This is a genomic window from Stenotrophomonas sp. 3(2025), assembly GCF_052665395.1.
In genome coordinates, this window is record NZ_JBQOIF010000024.1 from 15,557 (window position 1) to 32,755 (window position 17,199).

Below are 17,199 nucleotides of genomic sequence, written 5' to 3' on the forward strand. Positions count from 1 at the left end.
AAACTCCACGATGGATCGACGGTCCATATATGGTACCGGTGCGCTGGAATTTCCACGCCACGCCCGCAACACTGTGGATTGATTAACGAATGGTTGCCCCCTGCCCTGCCACGCTGGGCCGACCCTGCCCGAGGACCGACCGCTTGCGACCCCTGCTGCTCACCGCTGCCCTGACCCTGGCCCTGGCCGCCCCGCTGGCGCAGGCCCAGGAGAAGCTGCCGGACATCGGCTCCTCGGCGGGCGAACTGCTGACCCCGGCCCGGCAGGCCGAATACGGCGCGATGATGCTGCGCGAACTGCGCAACTATGGCTACCTGCTGGACGATCCCCTGGTCAACGACTGGCTGCAGACCATGGGCACCCGCCTCGGATCCAACAGTGACCAGCCACGCCAGCCCTACACGTTCTTCGTGATGAAGGACCGGCAGATCAACGCCTTTGCCACCCTCGGCGGCTACATCGGCGTCAATGCCGGCCTGGTGCTGACGGCCGAGCGCGAGGACGAGGTGGCGGCGGTGCTGTCCCACGAAATCGCTCACGTCACCCAGCAGCACGTGCTGCGCGGGGTCGAGCGCGCGCAGCGCGACCAGATCCCGATCCTGCTGGGCATGCTGGCGGCGGTGGTTGCCGCCCAGGCCAGCAACAGTTCGTCCTCGGGCAATGCGACCATGGCTGCGATCAGCTCGGGCATGGGCCTGATGCAGCAGCGGCAGATCGACTACACCCGCTCCAATGAATCCGAGGCCGACCGGCTGGGCATCCGCACGCTGTCGCGCAGCGGCTACGACGTGGATGCGATGGCGGGCTTCTTCGAGCGCATGTCCTCGGCGATGCGCGGCAACGATGGCGGCTACAGCGTTCCCGACTTCCTGCGCACCCACCCGGTCAACACCACCCGCATCAGCGAGGCCAAGGCCCGCGCCGAACAGATGAAGAAGGACACGGTGCTGCTGACCACGCGCACGCCCAGCGGCGAGCGCAGGGAACGAGTGGATCCCGCCGACCCGACCCTGGGCGATCCGCTGCTGCGCGGTATCAACCCACTGCTGCCCGGCAGCGTGCTGCGGGTTCCGATCGGCCAGCTCAGCCGCGGCGCCAGTGGCGATTTCAACTGGGCCCGTGAGCGCCTGCGCGTGCTCAGCGCCGACAGCCCGGCCGACCTGCAACGCGAGTACACCGATCTTGCGCGCAGGCAGAAGGACGGTCTGGATGACGCCCAGCGCTATGGCCAGGCGCTGGCCACGATGCGCGGTGGCCGCAGCGGTGCCAGCCAGGCCCGGCAGACCCTCACCGACCTGCTGAAGACCCACCCGGACAGCCTGTGGGTCGCCCTGGCGCTGGCCGAAGCGGAATCGCGCACCGGCCAATCCACCCAGGCCAATGCGCGCTTCGAGCAGCTGCTTCACGAACACCCCAACAGCCGGCCGGTGGCCCTGACCTACGCCGAGATCCTGAACGAGCAGGGAGGCCAGGCCGCGGGCCAGCGCGCGCAGGCGATGCTGCGTCCGCTGCTGTCGCAAAGCGGTAACGATCCGGTCTTCCAGCAGCGCTACGCCCGCGCCAGTGAACTGGCCGGCGACAGCGTGCGCGCCAGCGAGGCCTATGCCGAGGCGGCGTTCCTGGGCGGGCGCCCGGAACAGGCCCTGATGCAGCTGCAGGCACTCAAGCGCAACCCCGCGCTGGACTATGTCGGTCGGGCCCGGGTGGATGCGCGGATCGAGGCGATCACGCCCACCGTGCTCGAGCTGCGCCGGCAGGGCGTGCAGGACCCGGATCTGGACCGCCGCTGAGTGCGGCATGACCGGCAGATGGCAGCAATGCCAGATGCCGGCCAGGCAGTCACAAACATGTCATCAAACCGTAGTCTACTGGCACCACTCCAGTAACTGAGCCCTACGGTGCCCTCGTGCAGAAACGCATCCTGATCGTCGATGACGAGCCCGCGATCCGCGAAATGGTCGCCTTCGCCCTTCGCAAGGGCGATTACGAACCTGTCCACGCCGGTGATGCCCGCGAGGCCCAGACCGCCATCGCCGACCGCGTCCCCGACCTGATCCTGCTGGACTGGATGCTGCCCGGCACCAGCGGCCTGGACCTGGCCCGGCGCTGGCGCAAGGAAACCCTCACCCGCGAAGTGCCGATCATCATGCTGACCGCGCGCGGCGAAGAGAACGACCGCGTCGGCGGCCTCGAAGCCGGGGTCGACGACTACGTGGTCAAGCCGTTCTCGGCGCGCGAACTGCTGGCGCGTATCCGCGCGGTCATGCGCCGCGCCCGCGACGATGACGAGGACGGCAGCGTGGCGGTGGGCGCGATCCGCATCGACGGTGCCGCCCATCGCGTGTTCGCCAACGACCAGCCGGTGCCGATCGGCCCGACCGAGTACCGCCTGCTGCACTTCTTCATGACCCACCCCGAGCGCGTGTATACCCGCGCGCAGCTGCTGGACCACGTGTGGGGCGGCAGCGTGTATGTGGAAGAACGCACCATCGACGTCCATATCCGCCGCCTGCGCAAGACGCTGGAACCGTTCAACGCCGAGAACATGGTGCAGACCGTGCGCGGCGCCGGTTACCGCTTCTCCACCGCAACCTGAGCCTCGTCGTGCCGGCGCCGTGCACCCCACGGTGCCGGCGTCGGCAACTCTGCTATAACTTCCGGTTCACCTGCGTGAACCGCCGCAACCCACGACGAGACCGCAATGCCCCGCCACATCCGCTCTGCCTGGTTGAAGACACTGGCCACCGTGGCCACCGTGTTGCTGTTGGCCGGTCTGGTCGGTTGGTTCACTGGCCACCTGTGGCTGTGCATCGCGCTGGCGGCACTGGCGACGCTGGTCTGGCACTACTGGCGGCTGCGCCGCGTGCTGCGCCGGCTGACCGCGCGCCAGCGCTGGGATACCGCCGCCGAAGGCACCGGCGTCTGGAACGAGCTGGACCGCCTGCTGTACCGCAACCAGGTCGAGATGCGCGTGCGCAAGCGGCGCCTGCTGGACATGCTGCGCAGCTATCGCGCTGCAGCGGCCGCGCTGCCCGACGCAGTGGTGGTGCTGGACCGCAACAGCCAGCGCGTGCAGTGGTTCAACGAAGCGGCCACGGCGCTGCTCGGCCTGCATCATCCGGGCGATCTGGGTGAGGCCCTGGTCGAACGCCTGCAGCCGATGCCGCTGGCCCACTGGCTGGCCGGTGGCCGCAACGCCGAACCGATCCTGGACGTGCCCTCGCCGGTCGATCCTGCGATCCGCCTGAACCTGCGCCTGATTCCCTATTCGTCCGACTACTGGCTGCTGATCGCCCGTGACGTCAGCAAACTGCTGCGCCTGGAACAGGTACGCCGCGACTTCGTGGCCAACGTTTCACATGAGCTGCGCACGCCGCTCACCGTGGTCCACGGCTACCTGGACATGATGGACCCGGAGGATTTCCCGGGAACCGGACCGATGCTGGAGGAAATGCGCAAGCAGAGCCAGCGCATGGCCCAGCTGGTGGAGGACCTGCTGACTCTGTCGCGGCTGGAATCGCAGGAACACAGCGAGGCCGAGACGGTGGCCATGCAGCCCATGCTGGCCACGCTGCGCCGTGAAGCCGAAGCGCACAGCCAGGGCCGCCACCAGATCAGCATCGACGACCTTGCCGGCGTGGACCTGCAGGGCTCGACCAAGGAACTGCACAGCGCGTTCTCCAACCTGGTCACCAACGCGGTGCGCTACACCCCGGCCGGTGGCCGCATCGCGGTGGAGTTCCGCCGCGAAGGCGACGGCGTGGTGCTGGCGGTGCGTGACACCGGCTACGGCATTCCGGCCACCCACCTGCCACGCCTGACCGAACGCTTCTACCGCGTCTCCAGCAGCCGCTCGCGCGAAAGCGGCGGTACCGGCCTGGGCCTGTCGATCGTCAAGCACATCCTGGGCCTGCACCACGCGCGCCTGGAAATCGACAGCGAGGTCGGCAAGGGCTCGGTGTTCGCCTGCCATTTCGATGCCGACCACGTGCGACCGCGTGAGTCCGCCCCCCTGACCTCCTTCGAAGAATGACGCCATGAGCAGCCTCGGATCCCTCCCCCTCCCCGTGAGCACGGACAGCGATCCGTTGCGCGACCCGGCGCTGTACATCAACCGCGAACTGTCGCAGCTGGATTTCAACTTCCGCGTGCTGGCGCAGGCGATGGATCCGCAGGTGCCGCTGCTGGAGCGCCTGCGCTTCATGTGCATCTCCTGCACCAACCTGGATGAATTCTTCGAGATCCGTGCCGCTGCGGTCCGTCATGCACAGGAGTTCGGCCTGCCGCCGGCACCGGACGGCATGAGCCCGCAGGCCATTCTCAATGCCATCCACGAGCGCGCTGCCGAGCTGGTGGACCAGCAGTACCGCTGCTGGAACCAGACGCTGCGCCCGGCGCTGATGGAGGCCGGCATCGGCGTGCTGGGCCGCAACTCCTGGACCCACCGCCAGAAGCGCTGGCTGCGCGCCTACTTCCGCAACGAGATCATGCCGGTGCTGTCGCCTCTGGGCCTGGACCCGGTGCATCCGTTCCCGAAGATCCTCAACAAGTCGCTGAACATCGTGGTGGTGCTGAAGGGCACCGATGCGTTCGGCCGCAGCGGCCACCTGGCCATCGTGCGCGCACCGCGTTCGCTGCCGCGGATCATCCAGTTGCCGGAAAAACTCGGCGGCCCGCAGAACTTCGTGTTCCTGTCCTCGGTGCTGTCCACCTTCGTGGATGAGTTGTTCCCGGGCCTGGAAGTGCTGGGCGCCTATCAGTTCCGTGTCACCCGCAACTCCGAGCTGGTGGTGGATGAAGAGGAAGTGGAAAACCTGGCGCTGGCCCTGCGCGATGAGCTGGTGGACCGCGGCTACCGGCCTGCCGTGCGGCTGGAGATCGCCCACGACATGCCGCGCGACATCGTACGCACCCTGCTGCAGAACTTCGGCCTGACCGAGAACGCGGTGTACCGCATCGACGGACCGGTCAACCTCAACCGCATCATCCAGCTGTACGACCTGATCGCCCAGCCGGACCTGAAGTATCCGCCGATGACCCCGCGCACCCTGCGCGACAGCGACGGCATCTTCGAGACCGTGGCCCGCCAGGACCTGCTGCTGCACCATCCCTTCGACGCGTTCGCGGCGGTGCTGGACCTGATCCGCCAGGCCGCGCTCGATCCGAACGTGCTGGCGATCAAGCAGACCCTGTACCGCACCGGCAAGGACTCATTGATCGTCGATGCACTGATCCAGGCAGCACGCGCCGGCAAGGACGTGACCGTGGTGGTCGAGCTGCGCGCGCGCTTCGATGAAGAGGCCAACCTGGGCCTGGCCGATCGGCTGCAGGAAGCCGGCGTGCAGGTGGTGTACGGCGTGGTCGGCTACAAGACCCACGCCAAGATGCTGCTGATCGTGCGCCGCGAAGGCCGCAAGCTGCGCCGCTACGTGCACCTGGGCACCGGCAACTACCACAGCGGTACCGCGCGCGCGTACACCGACCTGAGCCTGATCACCGCCGATGCGGACATCGGCAACGACGTGCACCTGCTGTTCCAGCAGCTGTCCGGGCTGGCGTCGAAGATGAAGCTCAAGCGCCTGCTGCAGTCGCCCTTCACCCTGCACACCGGGATCCTGGCGAGGATCGAGCGCGAGACGCGCATCGCCGCCGCCGGGCGACCGGCGCGGATCATCGCCAAGATGAACGCCCTCAACGAAGCGCAGGTGATCCGTGCGCTGTACGCCGCCTCGCAGGCGGGTGTGCAGATCGACCTGATCATCCGTGGCGCCTGCACCCTGCGCCCGGGCGTACCGGGTGTGTCGGACAACATCCGCGTGCGCTCGATCGTCGGCCGTTTCCTGGAACACAGCCGGGTCTACTGGTTCGGCAACGACGGCGCACCGGAGCTGTACTGCGCCAGCGCCGACTGGCTGGAACGCAACCTGCTGCGCCGGGTGGAAACCTGCTTCCCGATCCTCGACCCGGCGCTGGCCAAGCGGGTGTACCGCGAGGTGCTGCAGAACTACCTGGACGACAACCTCAACGCCTGGGAGCTGGATGCCGAAGGCATCTACCACAAGCGCGCACCGGCCCACGACGAAGCCCCGCATTCGGCGCAGATGGCGTTGATGCAGGGCCTCTGACCCGGTAGGTGGCCAGGTAGGTGCCAACCTTGGTTGGCACGTTTGGATTCATCCACGCATGGCGTGGATCTACCGTGTCGACCAAGGTCGACACCCACCAACAGCCGCGTGAACCTGTCAAAGGTCGACATATGCAGGCCCTTTGATCCGATAGATGCCAACCTCGGTTGGCACGTTTGGATTCATCCACGCATGGCGTGGATCCACCGTGTTAACCAAGGTCGACACCCACCATGCGCAGGCCATGCCATTCCGACAGATCGCGAAAAACTGTCAAAGGCGGGGTGGGTCCGGTTGCGGGGGTGTCCGCGGCATGGATGCCGCGGTCAAGCCCCCATGGGTGAGGGCGCTTTGCTTGCGAAGCACTGCTTCGCAAGCGCCCGAACGCACAGCCGCCAGCGGCTGGGCCGGTCTGGGGGTTTACGGCGTCCCCCGCAACCGGACCCACCCCGCCATCCCACAGGAAGCCAGCTGTTGCTGTTGCTGTTGCTGTTGCTGTTACGTTGAGGTTGCCGGCCAGCGGCCGGTACTACCGCTCCGGCGGGTGCAGGGCGCAGCCCTGCCGCACTCCCCCCTCCAAAATGTGAAGGCCGCGCGGTGACGAGCACACCGCCCCTTCGGCTAACATTCGCCCATGCCGCATACCACCACGACTCCGCCCGCATTGCAGGATGGCGACCTGCTGGCCGCCATCGACCTTGGCTCCAATAGTTTCCACATGGTCATCGCGCGTTACACGCTTGGCCAGCTGCGGGTGATCGACCGCCTGCGCGAAACCGTGCGCATGGCCGACGGCCTGGACGGCAAGGGCGGACTCTCCGCCGCAGCGCGACAGCGCGCGCTGGAGTGCCTGGCCCGGTTCGGCCAGCGCATCCGCAACGTCCCGCCGCATCGCGTGCGTGCACTGGCCACCAATACCGTGCGCCAGCTGCGCTCGCCGCAGGCGTTCCTGATGCCGGCCGAAACCGCGCTCGGGCACGCCATCGAAGTGGTCAGTGGCCGCGAAGAGGCGCGCCTGATCTACCTGGGCGTGGCCCATGCACAACCGCCCAAGCCCGACCAGCATCGCCTGGTGATCGACATCGGTGGCGGCTCGACCGAGTTCATCATCGGCAAGGGCATGCAGACCCTGGAGCGCGAGAGCCTGCAGGCCGGCTGCATCGCCAGCACCCGTCGCTTCTTCCCCGGCGGCAAACTCAGCAAGAAGCGCTGGAAGGATGCACTGGCCGAAATCGGCCGGGAATTCCAGCCCTTCGCCAGCAAGTACCGCGCGCTGGGCTGGCAGGAGGCACTGGGGTCGTCTGGCACCCACAAGGCCATCAGCGAAATCTGCGCGACGATGAAGCTGAGCAAGGGTGCGATCACCGCCGAGGCGTTGCCGCAGCTCCGCGATGAGCTGCTGAAGGCCAAGAAGATCGACGACATCGTGCTGCCTGGCCTGTCCAGCGATCGCCGCCCGATCATCGCCGGCGGCATCCTGGTGCTGGAAGCCGCCTTCCAGGCGCTGGGCCTGCAGAAGCTGCTGGTCAGCAAGGCCGCGATGCGCGAGGGCATCCTCTATGACATCCTCGGCCGTGCCGGCGACAATGACCCGCGCGATGAATCGGTGGCCGCCCTCACCCATCGCTATGGCATCGACACGGTGCAGGCCGGCCGTGTGCAGGACACCGCACTGTCGTTGCTGGAGCAGGTGCAGGAGCGCTGGAAGCTGGATGCCGATGACGCACGCATGCTCGGCTGGGCCGCACGCCTGCATGAGCTGGGGTTGATGATCGCCCACAGCGGTTACCACGTGCATGGCAGCTACGTGCTGGAAAACTCGGATATCGCCGGCTTCTCGCGGCAGGAACAGCAGATGCTGGCGACGCTGGTGCGCAATCACCGCCGCGGCATCAGCAAGACCGCCTTCGATGCCATTCCCGAACGCCTGCTGCTGACCGCACGGCGCCTGGCTGCCCTGCTGCGCTTGGCGGTCCTTCTAAACCGTGCGCATGAAGACGCACCGCTGCCGGTGCTGGAGCTGACTGCCGACGACAGCCGCCTGTCGCTGATCGTGCCGCAGGACTTCATCGATGCGCGCCCGCTGCTGCGCGCCGACCTGATCGGGGAGACCGAGGGCATCGCTGGACTCGGCATCCAGTTCCGTCCGTTCGTGGTCTGAGCAGGGCGCCGGCCGTCCGATCGCCGGCCGGCGCCCGATTACATTTCGTTACAGTTCGCGCAATCGACCGCCAATTCCTGCTGCAACGCAGCAGCCTGCGGTGGCCATGCCTGCCGCGCCTTCACGTAAATCCCTGCTTTTGTTCACATTTCGTGAAACCACGTGATGTGTAACGACATAAACCGACACACCCTCTTTACATAGCATTAACCAACGAGACTACTATCGGGTCATCGGCTCGGTCCTGGACCTGCCGATTCCTTCGACGCCCGTTTTGGCGTCCTTTGCACGACCCGAGAGAGAGAGCTCGTCATGACTTCACGCACCACCGCACTGGGGCAGGCCATCCGCTACGCCCTGGCAACCACCGCGACGCTGGCTGCCCTGCCCGCGTTCGCCCAGAGCGGCAGCGCCGCTTCGCCGACCAACCTGGACCGCATCGAGATCACCGGTTCGCGTATCCGCCAGGTGGACGTTGAAACGGCGCAACCGGTGCTGGCCCTGAGCCGTACCGATATCGAACGCCAGGGCTTCAGCTCCGTTGCCGACATCCTGCAGAACGTGACCGCGATGGGCAGCCCGGCGATCAGCCGCGCAAACGCGCTGAGCTCGGGCGAAAACACCGGCGGCACCTACATCGACATGCGCAACCTGGGTGCGCAGCGCACCCTGGTGCTGGTCAACGGCAAGCGTCTGGGCATCAGCACCTCGGGCCTGCAGGACGTGTCCTCGCTGCCCGTCTCGGCGGTGGAGCGTATCGAAGTACTGAAGGATGGCGCTTCGGCCATCTACGGTTCCGATGCAATGGCCGGCGTGATCAACATCATCACCCGTTCCAACGTCAATGGCGTGACTGCCAACGTCTACCACGGCCAGTACAGCGAAGGCGACGGCGCGCGCGACCGCTTCGACGTGGTGGGTGGCTGGAGCAACGACCGCGTGTCGCTGACGCTGGCGCTGGAACACTCCGAAGAAAAGAGCGTGTGGGCACGTGACCGCTGGTTCAGCAAGTACGGTACCAGCGACCACAACCCCAATGACCCCTCCAACTGGACCACGCTGAGCCAGTACGGCCAGATCACCGGCCTGAAGGGTCGCCCGGGCTGCACCGATACCAGGCTGGGCTGCGGCTACTCGCTCAACCGCGGTGCCGACCCGACCAACCCGGCCAATTACCACCTGACCGATGCGACGCCGTTCACCGGTGACGTCAGCAATGCCAACGACCAGATGCACGTCATGTACCCGATCAAGCGTGATTCGGTGTACTTCGACGGACGCTTCAAGCTGACCGATGACATCAACCTGCGCACGGAGTTCGGCTACAACAAGCGTTCTTCCGAGCGCCAGATCGCCGGCTACCCGACCCAGTCCAGCTCGGTGTCGATTCCCAACGACCCGAACGCCACTGGCCAGATGTCCAGGGACAGCTACTTCAACCCGTTCGGCAGCCAGCATGGCTATGCCAACCCGACCGCGGTGTCCTGGAACCGCCGCACCTGGGAAGTGCCGCGCGTGAGCACCAGCGAGCTGAAGACCTATCGTGCGGTGGTGTCGCTGGATGGCACCTTCGAGATCGGCCAGCGCTACTTCGACTGGGACGTGGGCTACCAGTACAACCGCAACGAGCTGACCGCCACCGCCACCGGCAACCTGCACAAGAAGCGCGTGCGTGATGCCGTGGGCCCGTCGTTCCTCGACCCGGCCACGGGCAAGGTGATGTGTGGACGCCAGGGCGCGGTCATCGATGGCTGCAAGCCGTGGAACCCGCTGGTGCCGTTTGGCAAGAATGACCCGTACGGCCTGACCGGCAATGAGGAGCTGCTGTCCTGGCTGTTCCCGGCCGAAAAAACCACCGGCCGCACCACCACCAAGAACGCGTTCGCCAATCTGTCGGGCAGCATCATGACCCTGCCGGCCGGCGACCTGGGCTTTGCCTTCGGCGTCGAAAGCCGCAAGGAAGATGGCCAGTACACGCCTGACGCGCTGGCCCAGACCGGTGCCACCACCAACCTGGCCGCTGGCCCGACCGGTGGCAGCTACACGGTGAAGGAAGCGTACCTGGAGCTCAACGTGCCGATCCTGGCCGACCTGCCGGGTGCACGGGAACTGAGCTTCAGCGCCGCGACGCGTTTCTCCGAGTACAACACCTTCGGCAACACCCTCAACAGCAAGTTCGGCTTCAAGTGGAAGCCGATCGACCAGCTGCTGGTCCGCGGCACCTGGGCCGAAGGTTTCCGCGCACCGACCATCAGTGACCTGTACGGTGGCGGTTCGGAAACCTTCGCGCAGTTCAGCGATCCCTGCGACACCGTGTTCGGCGCTTCCAGGAACAGTGCTGAAGTCCGCGCACGTTGTGCTCGCGACATCGCCGACGCCGGCAACTTCCGCCAGCTGCGGCAGGGCAATACGCCGGTGACCACCGCGCAGGACGCTACTCCGACGCCGTTCGTATCCGGTTCCAACCCCCAGCTGACCCCGGAAACCTCGACCAGCAAGACGCTGGGCCTGGTGTGGAGCCCGACCTTCGTCAGCAACCTCAACGTTGCACTGGACTGGTGGAAGATCCGCATCGACAACACCATTGTCGATGACAGCCCGAACCAGATCCTCACCGACTGCTACGAGCAGGGTATCCAAGCACGCTGCAGCCGCTTCACCCGCGATGCGGCCACCGGCATCGTCACTGGCCTGAAGTTCGGCAACCGCAACGCTGGCTTCGCCGAGACCGAAGGTTACGACCTGGACGTCAGCTACCGCGTGGATACCAGCTACGGCAAGCTGAGCGCTGGCTGGACCAGCACCTACGTCAGCAAGAACGTGTACCGTTCAACCAACGATACCGGCGTGGTTCCCACCCCGATCAATGGCGTGGCCAACACCATCGGCACCAGCACCAGCCTGGCCTTCCGGGTGCGTTCGAACCTGGTGCTGGGTTGGGATATCGGGGACTTCGGCGTCAGCTGGACCGCACGTTACTACTCCGGCGTGAAGGAGCGTTGCCTCAACGCCACCCGCTACGCCGATGAGTGCTCCGACCCGGGCTTCATGGCACCGTGGATCAAGGGTACCCGCGATTACAACCAGCGTGGCGCGGTCACCTTCCACGACGTGCAGTTCCGCTACAACCTGCCGTGGGATGCCACCGTGTCGGTTGGCGCCAACAACGTGTTCGGCAAGGAAGGCCCGGTGATGTACAGCAAGCCGAATTCGTCGTTCTCCTACTACGGTGGCTACGACATCGGTCGTTTCATGTACATGAAGTACCAGCAGCGCTTCTGATCCACGCGCTGTCGCACCACCACGACCACGGCCCTTCGGGGCCGTGGTTTTTTTGTGCCGCTGAACTGCGCAGGCACCGCCCTGCCCGGCCGTCATCGCGCTGTCGCAAAGCGGTCATGTCGGCTACATCGCCAGCCCCGAGCATGCGTAAAACCGGAGGCCCGCCATGCGCTATGCCATCGTCACCGAAACCTACCCGCCGGAGATCAACGGCGTCGCATTGACCGTGCAGGGCCTGGAGCAGGGATTGCGCACGGCCGGCCACGAGGTCGACCTGATCCGTCCGCGACAGGTCAGCGAAGCACTGGATGCGGCGCCGGGCACCCTGCTGGTACCGGGCGCGGCCTTGCCGCGCTACCCCGGCCTGCGCTTCGGCCTGCCGGCACCGATCCGGCTGGGCCGGCACTGGCGGCAGCAGCGCCCCGATGCGGTCTACGTGGCGACCGAAGGTCCGCTGGGCTGGTCGGCACTGCGCACCGCGCGCCGCCTCGGCATTCCGGTGGCGACCGGATTCCACACCCGCTTTGACGAGTACCTGCCCGACTATGGCGTGGCGTGGCTGCAGTCGGCGGCAATGCGCTGGATGCGCCGCTTCCACAACCAGGCCGACGCGACCCTGGTGCCCACCCGTGAACTGCAGGAATTCCTGACCGACCAGGGCTTCGAGCGCGTGCGCCTGCTCGCCCGTGCGGTCGACAGCCAGCAGTTCGACCCGGCGCGCCGCGACCCGGCGCTGCGCGAGGAATGGGGCATCGATGGCACGGGCCTGGCGGCGATCTACGTTGGCCGCATCGCCGCCGAAAAGAACCTCGGCCTGGCGGTGAAGGCCTTCCGCAAGCTGCAGCAGGTGCGCCCGAAAGCGCGTTTCATCTGGGTCGGCGATGGCCCGGCACGCGAGAAACTGGCGCATGAGAATCCCGATTTCATCTTCTGCGGCATCCAGCGCGGTGATGCCCTTGCCCGGCATTTCGCCAGTGGTGACCTGTTCCTGTTCCCCAGCCGCAGCGAGACCTTCGGCAACGTGACCCTGGAAAGCATGGCAAGCGGCCTGGCCACGGTTGCTTTCGACTACGGCGCGGCCCGCGAGTACCTGCGCAACGGCGAGAACGGTGCCGCAGTGGAGGACGACGAGCAGTTCGTGCAGGCAGCGGTGCAACTGGCTGCCGATGATGCCCAGCGCCGCGCGTTGGGTGGCAACGCGGCACGCGCGATGAAGCGGCTGCACCCGCAGCAGGTGGTGGCGGAGTTCGAAAGCCTGCTGGCGGAACTGGCCAGCGCACGGAGGAGCGGACATGCGCACCACGCCGCTTGAACTGCTGGCCGGCCGCGAAGCCCGGCTGTGCCGCCGCGCCAACCACTACTGCCGACGTCGGCGTGTGCGACGCGTCTTTTCGATCATCAGCCGGCTCGGCGATGGCGTGTTCTGGTATGTCCTGATGGGCGCGCTGGTGCTCATCGATGGCTTCGACGGCCTGCGCGCATCAGTGCACATGGCCGCCACCGGCCTGGCCGCGCTGCTGCTGTACAAGGGCCTGAAACGCTGGACCAGGCGGCCACGGCCGTACGCGGCCGACCTGCGTATCCGTGCCTGGGTGGCGCCGCTGGATGAGTTCAGTTTCCCGTCCGGCCATACCCTGCACGCGGTGTCGTTCACCATCGTCGCGCTGGCCTACTACCCTTGGCTGGCGCCGCTGCTGGTGCCGTTCACCCTCGGCGTGGGCCTGTCGCGCGTAGTGCTGGGCCTGCACTACCCAAGCGACGTCCTGGCTGCCACCGGCATCGCTGCACTGCTGGCCTCGGCCAGCCTGGCCTGGCTGCCGTTGCCGGTGTGATGCCCTAGAATGTCCGCATGACCACGCTGTTCATCTCCGATCTGCATCTGGACCCCAGCCGTCCGGCCATCACCGACCTGTTCCTGCGCTTCCTGCGCGAGGAAGCGCCTGGCGCCGATGCGCTGTACATCCTCGGCGATCTGTTCGAAGCCTGGATCGGCGATGACACCCCCTCGGCCGCAGCCGACGCGGTGGCCGATGCGCTGAAGGTACTGTCCGACAGCGGCGTGCCGGTCTTCTTCATCCGTGGCAACCGTGATTTCCTGCTGGGCGAAGACTATGCCCGCCGCGCCGGCCTGCGCATCCTGCCGGACCCGTGCATGATCGATCTGTACGGCCGCCCGGTGCTGCTGCAGCACGGTGACCTGCTGTGCACCGATGACATCCCCTACCAGCAGTTCCGTGCCCAGACCCGCGACCCGGTCTTCCAGGCGCAGTTCCTGTCGCAGCCGCTGGAAGCGCGTATCGCCTTCGCGCAGAAGGCGCGTGATGCCAGCCAGGCGCGCCAGTCGGAAATGAAGCAGGGCGACCGTGCGCAGTTCGAAACAGTCACCGACGTGGCCCCGGCCGAAGTGGAAGCCACTTACGTGCGCCATGGTGTGGACACGATGATCCATGGCCACACCCATCGCCCGGCGATCCACACCCTGCAGGCCGGCGGACGCCGCTGCACCCGCATCGTGCTGGGCGACTGGTACGAACAGGGTTCGGTGCTGCGCGTGGATGCCAACGGCTGGACCCTGGATACGCTCAGCCGCGCATGATGGATCGCTTGGAGCCAACCAAGGTTGGCATCTACCAGAGCAGGTGCACGCGCCCTGGTAGACGCCGACCCTGGTCGGCGCCTGGACTCAGCGGAAGGCCGCGATGGTGGCCTTGGTATTGACCAGCACGCGCTGGTTGTCGGCACTGCTGGCGATACCCATCGGCACGCCGTTGTAGCTGATGTTCGGATTGGACCAGTAGTTCAGCCGCGGGCAGCCGGCCGAGCAGTCATAGGCCATGATCGTGCGCCAGCGCGATCCGCTGGCCGGCTCATAACGATAGCCATGGCCATAGGCATACGGCGACGTGCTCGGATCACTGGCGATGTCGTGCCGTGCGCTCTGCAGGTGGCCGATTTCATGGGCGAACGAGTAGTAGCCGGTGGCGCAATCCCAGTACACCGCAGCAAACGCGGTCGATGCGGTGGAACCGATGCCCGAGGCCAGTCCGCAGTAACTGGTGTTGTTGATCAGCAGTACGCCGACGTCGGCAGCCGTGTTGTTGCGGCTGGTGTGGATGCTGTCCATGTAGCCGTCGCTGGTGCCACGGAAGCGCGACAGATCGGTGGTGAAATTGCCGGACTCGGTGTAGCTGGTGGTCTCATAACCGGCCAGCTGCAGGGTGAGGCCTACGTTGCTGTTGGTGTAACCCTGGTTGGATTCGGCAACCGCCAACTGCACCAGCGACTGCATGTTGCCACCGTAGGCGGTCACTGCAGCATTGGTTGCCACCACCAGCACGCGGATGGTCGCCGGACTGCCCGACGAGGCCTGCGCAGTGCCGAGGCGCTCATTGGCCGGCATGGCGATCTTCGGCAACTGGTTGTAATCGGCCGGATGATCGGCCGGCATACGCGATTCATCCACCTCGACCAGCACGTGGCGATTGCCCAGCGGACGCAGACGATAGAGTTTGCCGTCCTTGCGGATCGAGCCGGTGAGCGTATTGCCCGAGCGCACCAGGATCAGCGAATTGCCCGGATCGTCCTGGCCATTGGACGTGGCCGCCTGCAGGCGATCGGACGGCGCGCGCAACTGGCCGTACCAGATGCTGCCGCCATCGGGCAGCGCCTCGACCTTGCTGCGAACGGCCTGCACCTTCTGCCCGAGCAGCTCGAATTCCAGCTGCGGCTGCGCGGTGGCGGCAGCATCGACACGCACTTCCTGTACGGCGGCGGTGGACGGGGTGGCCAGCAATCGCCCCAGTACCGGCTCGCTGGTGGCCGATGCACGGCTGAGCACGGTGACCGGCTCGAACAGCGGCGCCGCATGGGCGGCCGCCGCTACCGACAATCCCAACAACAGACCACCTGTCGCTTTACCTATCGATCTGGACATCATCTTGTCGCTCCTTGAAGTGAAGTGGACAGCGTTGATGCAGCACGACCCGGGGTGCCGGGTCCGGCCATCAGGCCTGCGCAGGGCGTGTGAATTCAATAGACGAGAGGAATGGAAATCGCGATCTGTGATCGACCGCATCTGCGTTCAGTCAGGTCAAAAGCGTCAGTACACTTCGCCAACACATGGCTTTCGCGCTACCGTGACGTGGCAATGACAGGGGATGCACATGGCGCCAGCGCAGCACAGCGGTGACACGACGGCTGATCCGGGCCTGCTGCGGATCGGACTGTTCTTCGATGGCACCCGCAACAACGCCCACAACCTGGCGCAGGGTCACCGGCAGGTGCCGCGACCGCGCCCCGCCCTGCTCCGCGCCGATGATGATTCGACCTACCAGAGCCGGTTGACCAGCAGCTACGACAACGGCGCCACCAACATCGCGCGCCTGCATCAGTTGTATCCGGACAGCCGGCGCACGCCCGGCAGTACACCTTCGCTGGCGATCTATGTGGAAGGCGTCGGCACCCGCGATGATGCCGAGGACGACCTGATCGGCCTGGCCTTCGGTATCGGCGCCAGTGGCGTGCAGGCGAAGGTGCAGCGAGCGTTGCAGGTGCTGCTGCCGGCGGCACTGTCGGCGCTTGCGTCGCAGTGGCGCGCACCCCTGCACAGCGTGCAGCTGGATCTGTTCGGCTACTCGCGCGGCGCGGCCTCCGCGCGCGATGTGGCCAACCATCTGCGCGGATGGGACGGCGCGCGCTGGCGGCAGCTGCTGCAGCAGGCGGGGCTTTCATGCAGCGCCGATTTCGCCCTGCCGCGGCCGATATTGCGCTTCATCGGCCTGTTCGACACGGTGGTCGCCGTCAACGGCGGCCGCGCCGACGAACACCCCCGCATCGCCCTGCCCGCAGGCATCGCCGAGACAGTACTGCAGCTCAGTGCGCGCGACGAGCATCGCCAGCACTATGCGCTGACCACGGTGGCACCAGCTCATCCCGAAATCGCACTACCCGGCGTGCACGCCAACATCGGCGGTGGCTACGACCAGGTGGAAGAAGGGCCCAAGCTGCTCAGCCGGCCGCGGCGGCAGCAGTTGCGCCGACCTGGCGTGGAGGACTACCAGACACCGCCCCTGGCACTGCTGCAGGCGACCACCGCGTACGCTGAAGCGCAGACCGACGCCGAACGCTGGCGGCAGCAGCTGGGGCTGAGTCCGAAGGAAGTATGGGTCGATGTCTGGCACCAGTGGCAGCAGCAGCGACGCGCGGGCAGCCGCAGCGTGCTGATGTCGCCGGTGCTGTACGTCACCGCTGCGGTGGTGCTGCACCGGCGCATCGATTGGCGCTACCAGCTGGTTGCGCTGCAGGTGATGCAGCAGCACGCCATCGCTGCCGGCGTGACCTGGACTACCGACGCGGCCAAGGTGGCGGGTTGGGAACTGCCCAGCGCGCTGCAGCCGATCGCGCGCCGCCTGATTGCCGGCCAGCCGTTGACCCCGACGCAGGAAGCGTTGCTGCGCCGCCGTTACCTGATGCAGTCCGCACACTGGAATTTCGATGCGCTGGGCGATACCGCCCTGACCTACACCGCCGACGCCGGTGTCAGCGAGCTGCCGTATCGCCCCGGGCCGGGGCTGTTCTACATCAACCGGCCGACGGTGGATGGCAGACGCCTGGTGTTGCCGAACGCATGAG

11 protein-coding genes are annotated in these 17,199 nt (G+C 66.5%); 10 read left to right on the forward strand and 1 reads right to left on the reverse strand.

Features of this window, described 5'->3' with window-relative positions; all coding sequences use genetic code 11:
- The first annotated feature begins 89 nt into the window (after positions 1-89).
- The 9 genes from ACUXVE_RS16460 to lpxH all read left to right on the forward strand — a co-directional run bounded on the left by ACUXVE_RS16460 (position 90) and on the right by lpxH (position 14,164).
- Positions 90-1,790 (forward strand): M48 family metalloprotease, encoded by a 1,701-nt coding sequence (locus ACUXVE_RS16460; RefSeq protein WP_445514815.1) that lies wholly within the window; start codon positions 90-92, stop codon positions 1,788-1,790.
- Positions 1,791-1,906: 116 nt separating this feature from the next.
- Complete coding sequence (gene phoB, locus ACUXVE_RS16465) at positions 1,907-2,596, forward strand: phosphate regulon transcriptional regulator PhoB (RefSeq protein ID WP_025878121.1); 690 nt, start codon at positions 1,907-1,909, stop codon at positions 2,594-2,596.
- A gap of 105 nt (positions 2,597-2,701) precedes the next feature.
- Entirely contained in the window at positions 2,702-4,033 is a 1,332-nt protein-coding gene (gene phoR / locus ACUXVE_RS16470; protein WP_025878120.1) for a phosphate regulon sensor histidine kinase PhoR, read from the forward strand.
- Positions 4,034-4,037: 4 nt separating this feature from the next.
- Positions 4,038-6,125 carry a polyphosphate kinase 1 gene (ppk1, locus tag ACUXVE_RS16475; protein ID WP_025878118.1) on the forward strand — a complete coding sequence of 696 codons (2,088 nt, stop codon included), beginning with the start codon at positions 4,038-4,040 and terminating at the stop codon, positions 6,123-6,125.
- Positions 6,126-6,759: 634 nt separating this feature from the next.
- The gene (gene ppx, locus ACUXVE_RS16480) at positions 6,760-8,286 is read left to right on the forward strand and encodes an exopolyphosphatase (protein ID WP_025878116.1); all 1,527 of its coding nucleotides are present in this window, start codon (positions 6,760-6,762) and stop codon (positions 8,284-8,286) included.
- 312 nt (positions 8,287-8,598) lie between these two features.
- Positions 8,599-11,568 (forward strand): TonB-dependent receptor domain-containing protein, encoded by a 2,970-nt coding sequence (locus tag ACUXVE_RS16485; RefSeq protein ID WP_222390564.1) that lies wholly within the window; start codon positions 8,599-8,601, stop codon positions 11,566-11,568.
- Between the two features lie 166 nt (positions 11,569-11,734).
- Positions 11,735-12,880 (forward strand): glycosyltransferase family 4 protein, encoded by a 1,146-nt coding sequence (locus ACUXVE_RS16490; RefSeq protein WP_445514816.1) that lies wholly within the window; start codon positions 11,735-11,737, stop codon positions 12,878-12,880.
- On the forward strand, positions 12,861-13,400 hold the full coding sequence (locus ACUXVE_RS16495) for a phosphatase PAP2 family protein (RefSeq protein WP_099782979.1): 540 nt from the start codon (positions 12,861-12,863) through the stop codon (positions 13,398-13,400). The genes ACUXVE_RS16490 and ACUXVE_RS16495 overlap by 20 nt, the downstream gene beginning before the upstream one ends.
- 17 nt (positions 13,401-13,417) lie before the next feature.
- Entirely contained in the window at positions 13,418-14,164 is a 747-nt protein-coding gene (lpxH, locus tag ACUXVE_RS16500; protein WP_445514817.1) for a UDP-2,3-diacylglucosamine diphosphatase, read from the forward strand.
- 87 nt (positions 14,165-14,251) lie between these two features.
- On the opposite strand, the gene ACUXVE_RS16505 is transcribed toward lpxH, so the two are convergent.
- On the reverse strand, positions 14,252-15,505 hold the full coding sequence (locus ACUXVE_RS16505) for a zinc-dependent metalloprotease (protein ID WP_222390567.1): 1,254 nt from the start codon (positions 15,503-15,505) through the stop codon (positions 14,252-14,254).
- 226 nt (positions 15,506-15,731) lie between these two features.
- Here ACUXVE_RS16505 and ACUXVE_RS16510 point away from each other — a divergent pair, with 226 nt between their 5' ends.
- On the forward strand, positions 15,732-17,198 hold the full coding sequence (locus ACUXVE_RS16510) for a DUF2235 domain-containing protein (RefSeq protein ID WP_445514818.1): 1,467 nt from the start codon (positions 15,732-15,734) through the stop codon (positions 17,196-17,198).
- Position 17,199 lies beyond the last annotated feature (1 nt).

Coding starts and splice junctions, on each gene's coding strand:
- ACUXVE_RS16460 (WP_445514815.1), top strand. CDS start 90: ATGGTTGCCCCCTGCCCTGCCACGCTGGGCCGACCCTGCCCGAGGACC.
- phoR (WP_025878120.1), top strand. CDS start 2,702: ATGCCCCGCCACATCCGCTCTGCCTGGTTGAAGACACTGGCCACCGTG.
- ppk1 (WP_025878118.1), top strand. CDS start 4,038: ATGAGCAGCCTCGGATCCCTCCCCCTCCCCGTGAGCACGGACAGCGAT.
- ppx (WP_025878116.1), top strand. CDS start 6,760: ATGCCGCATACCACCACGACTCCGCCCGCATTGCAGGATGGCGACCTG.
- ACUXVE_RS16485 (WP_222390564.1), top strand. CDS start 8,599: ATGACTTCACGCACCACCGCACTGGGGCAGGCCATCCGCTACGCCCTG.
- ACUXVE_RS16490 (WP_445514816.1), top strand. CDS start 11,735: ATGCGCTATGCCATCGTCACCGAAACCTACCCGCCGGAGATCAACGGC.
- ACUXVE_RS16495 (WP_099782979.1), top strand. CDS start 12,861: ATGCGCACCACGCCGCTTGAACTGCTGGCCGGCCGCGAAGCCCGGCTG.
- lpxH (WP_445514817.1), top strand. CDS start 13,418: ATGACCACGCTGTTCATCTCCGATCTGCATCTGGACCCCAGCCGTCCG.
- ACUXVE_RS16505 (WP_222390567.1), bottom strand. CDS start 15,505: ATGATGTCCAGATCGATAGGTAAAGCGACAGGTGGTCTGTTGTTGGGA.
- ACUXVE_RS16510 (WP_445514818.1), top strand. CDS start 15,732: ATGGCGCCAGCGCAGCACAGCGGTGACACGACGGCTGATCCGGGCCTG.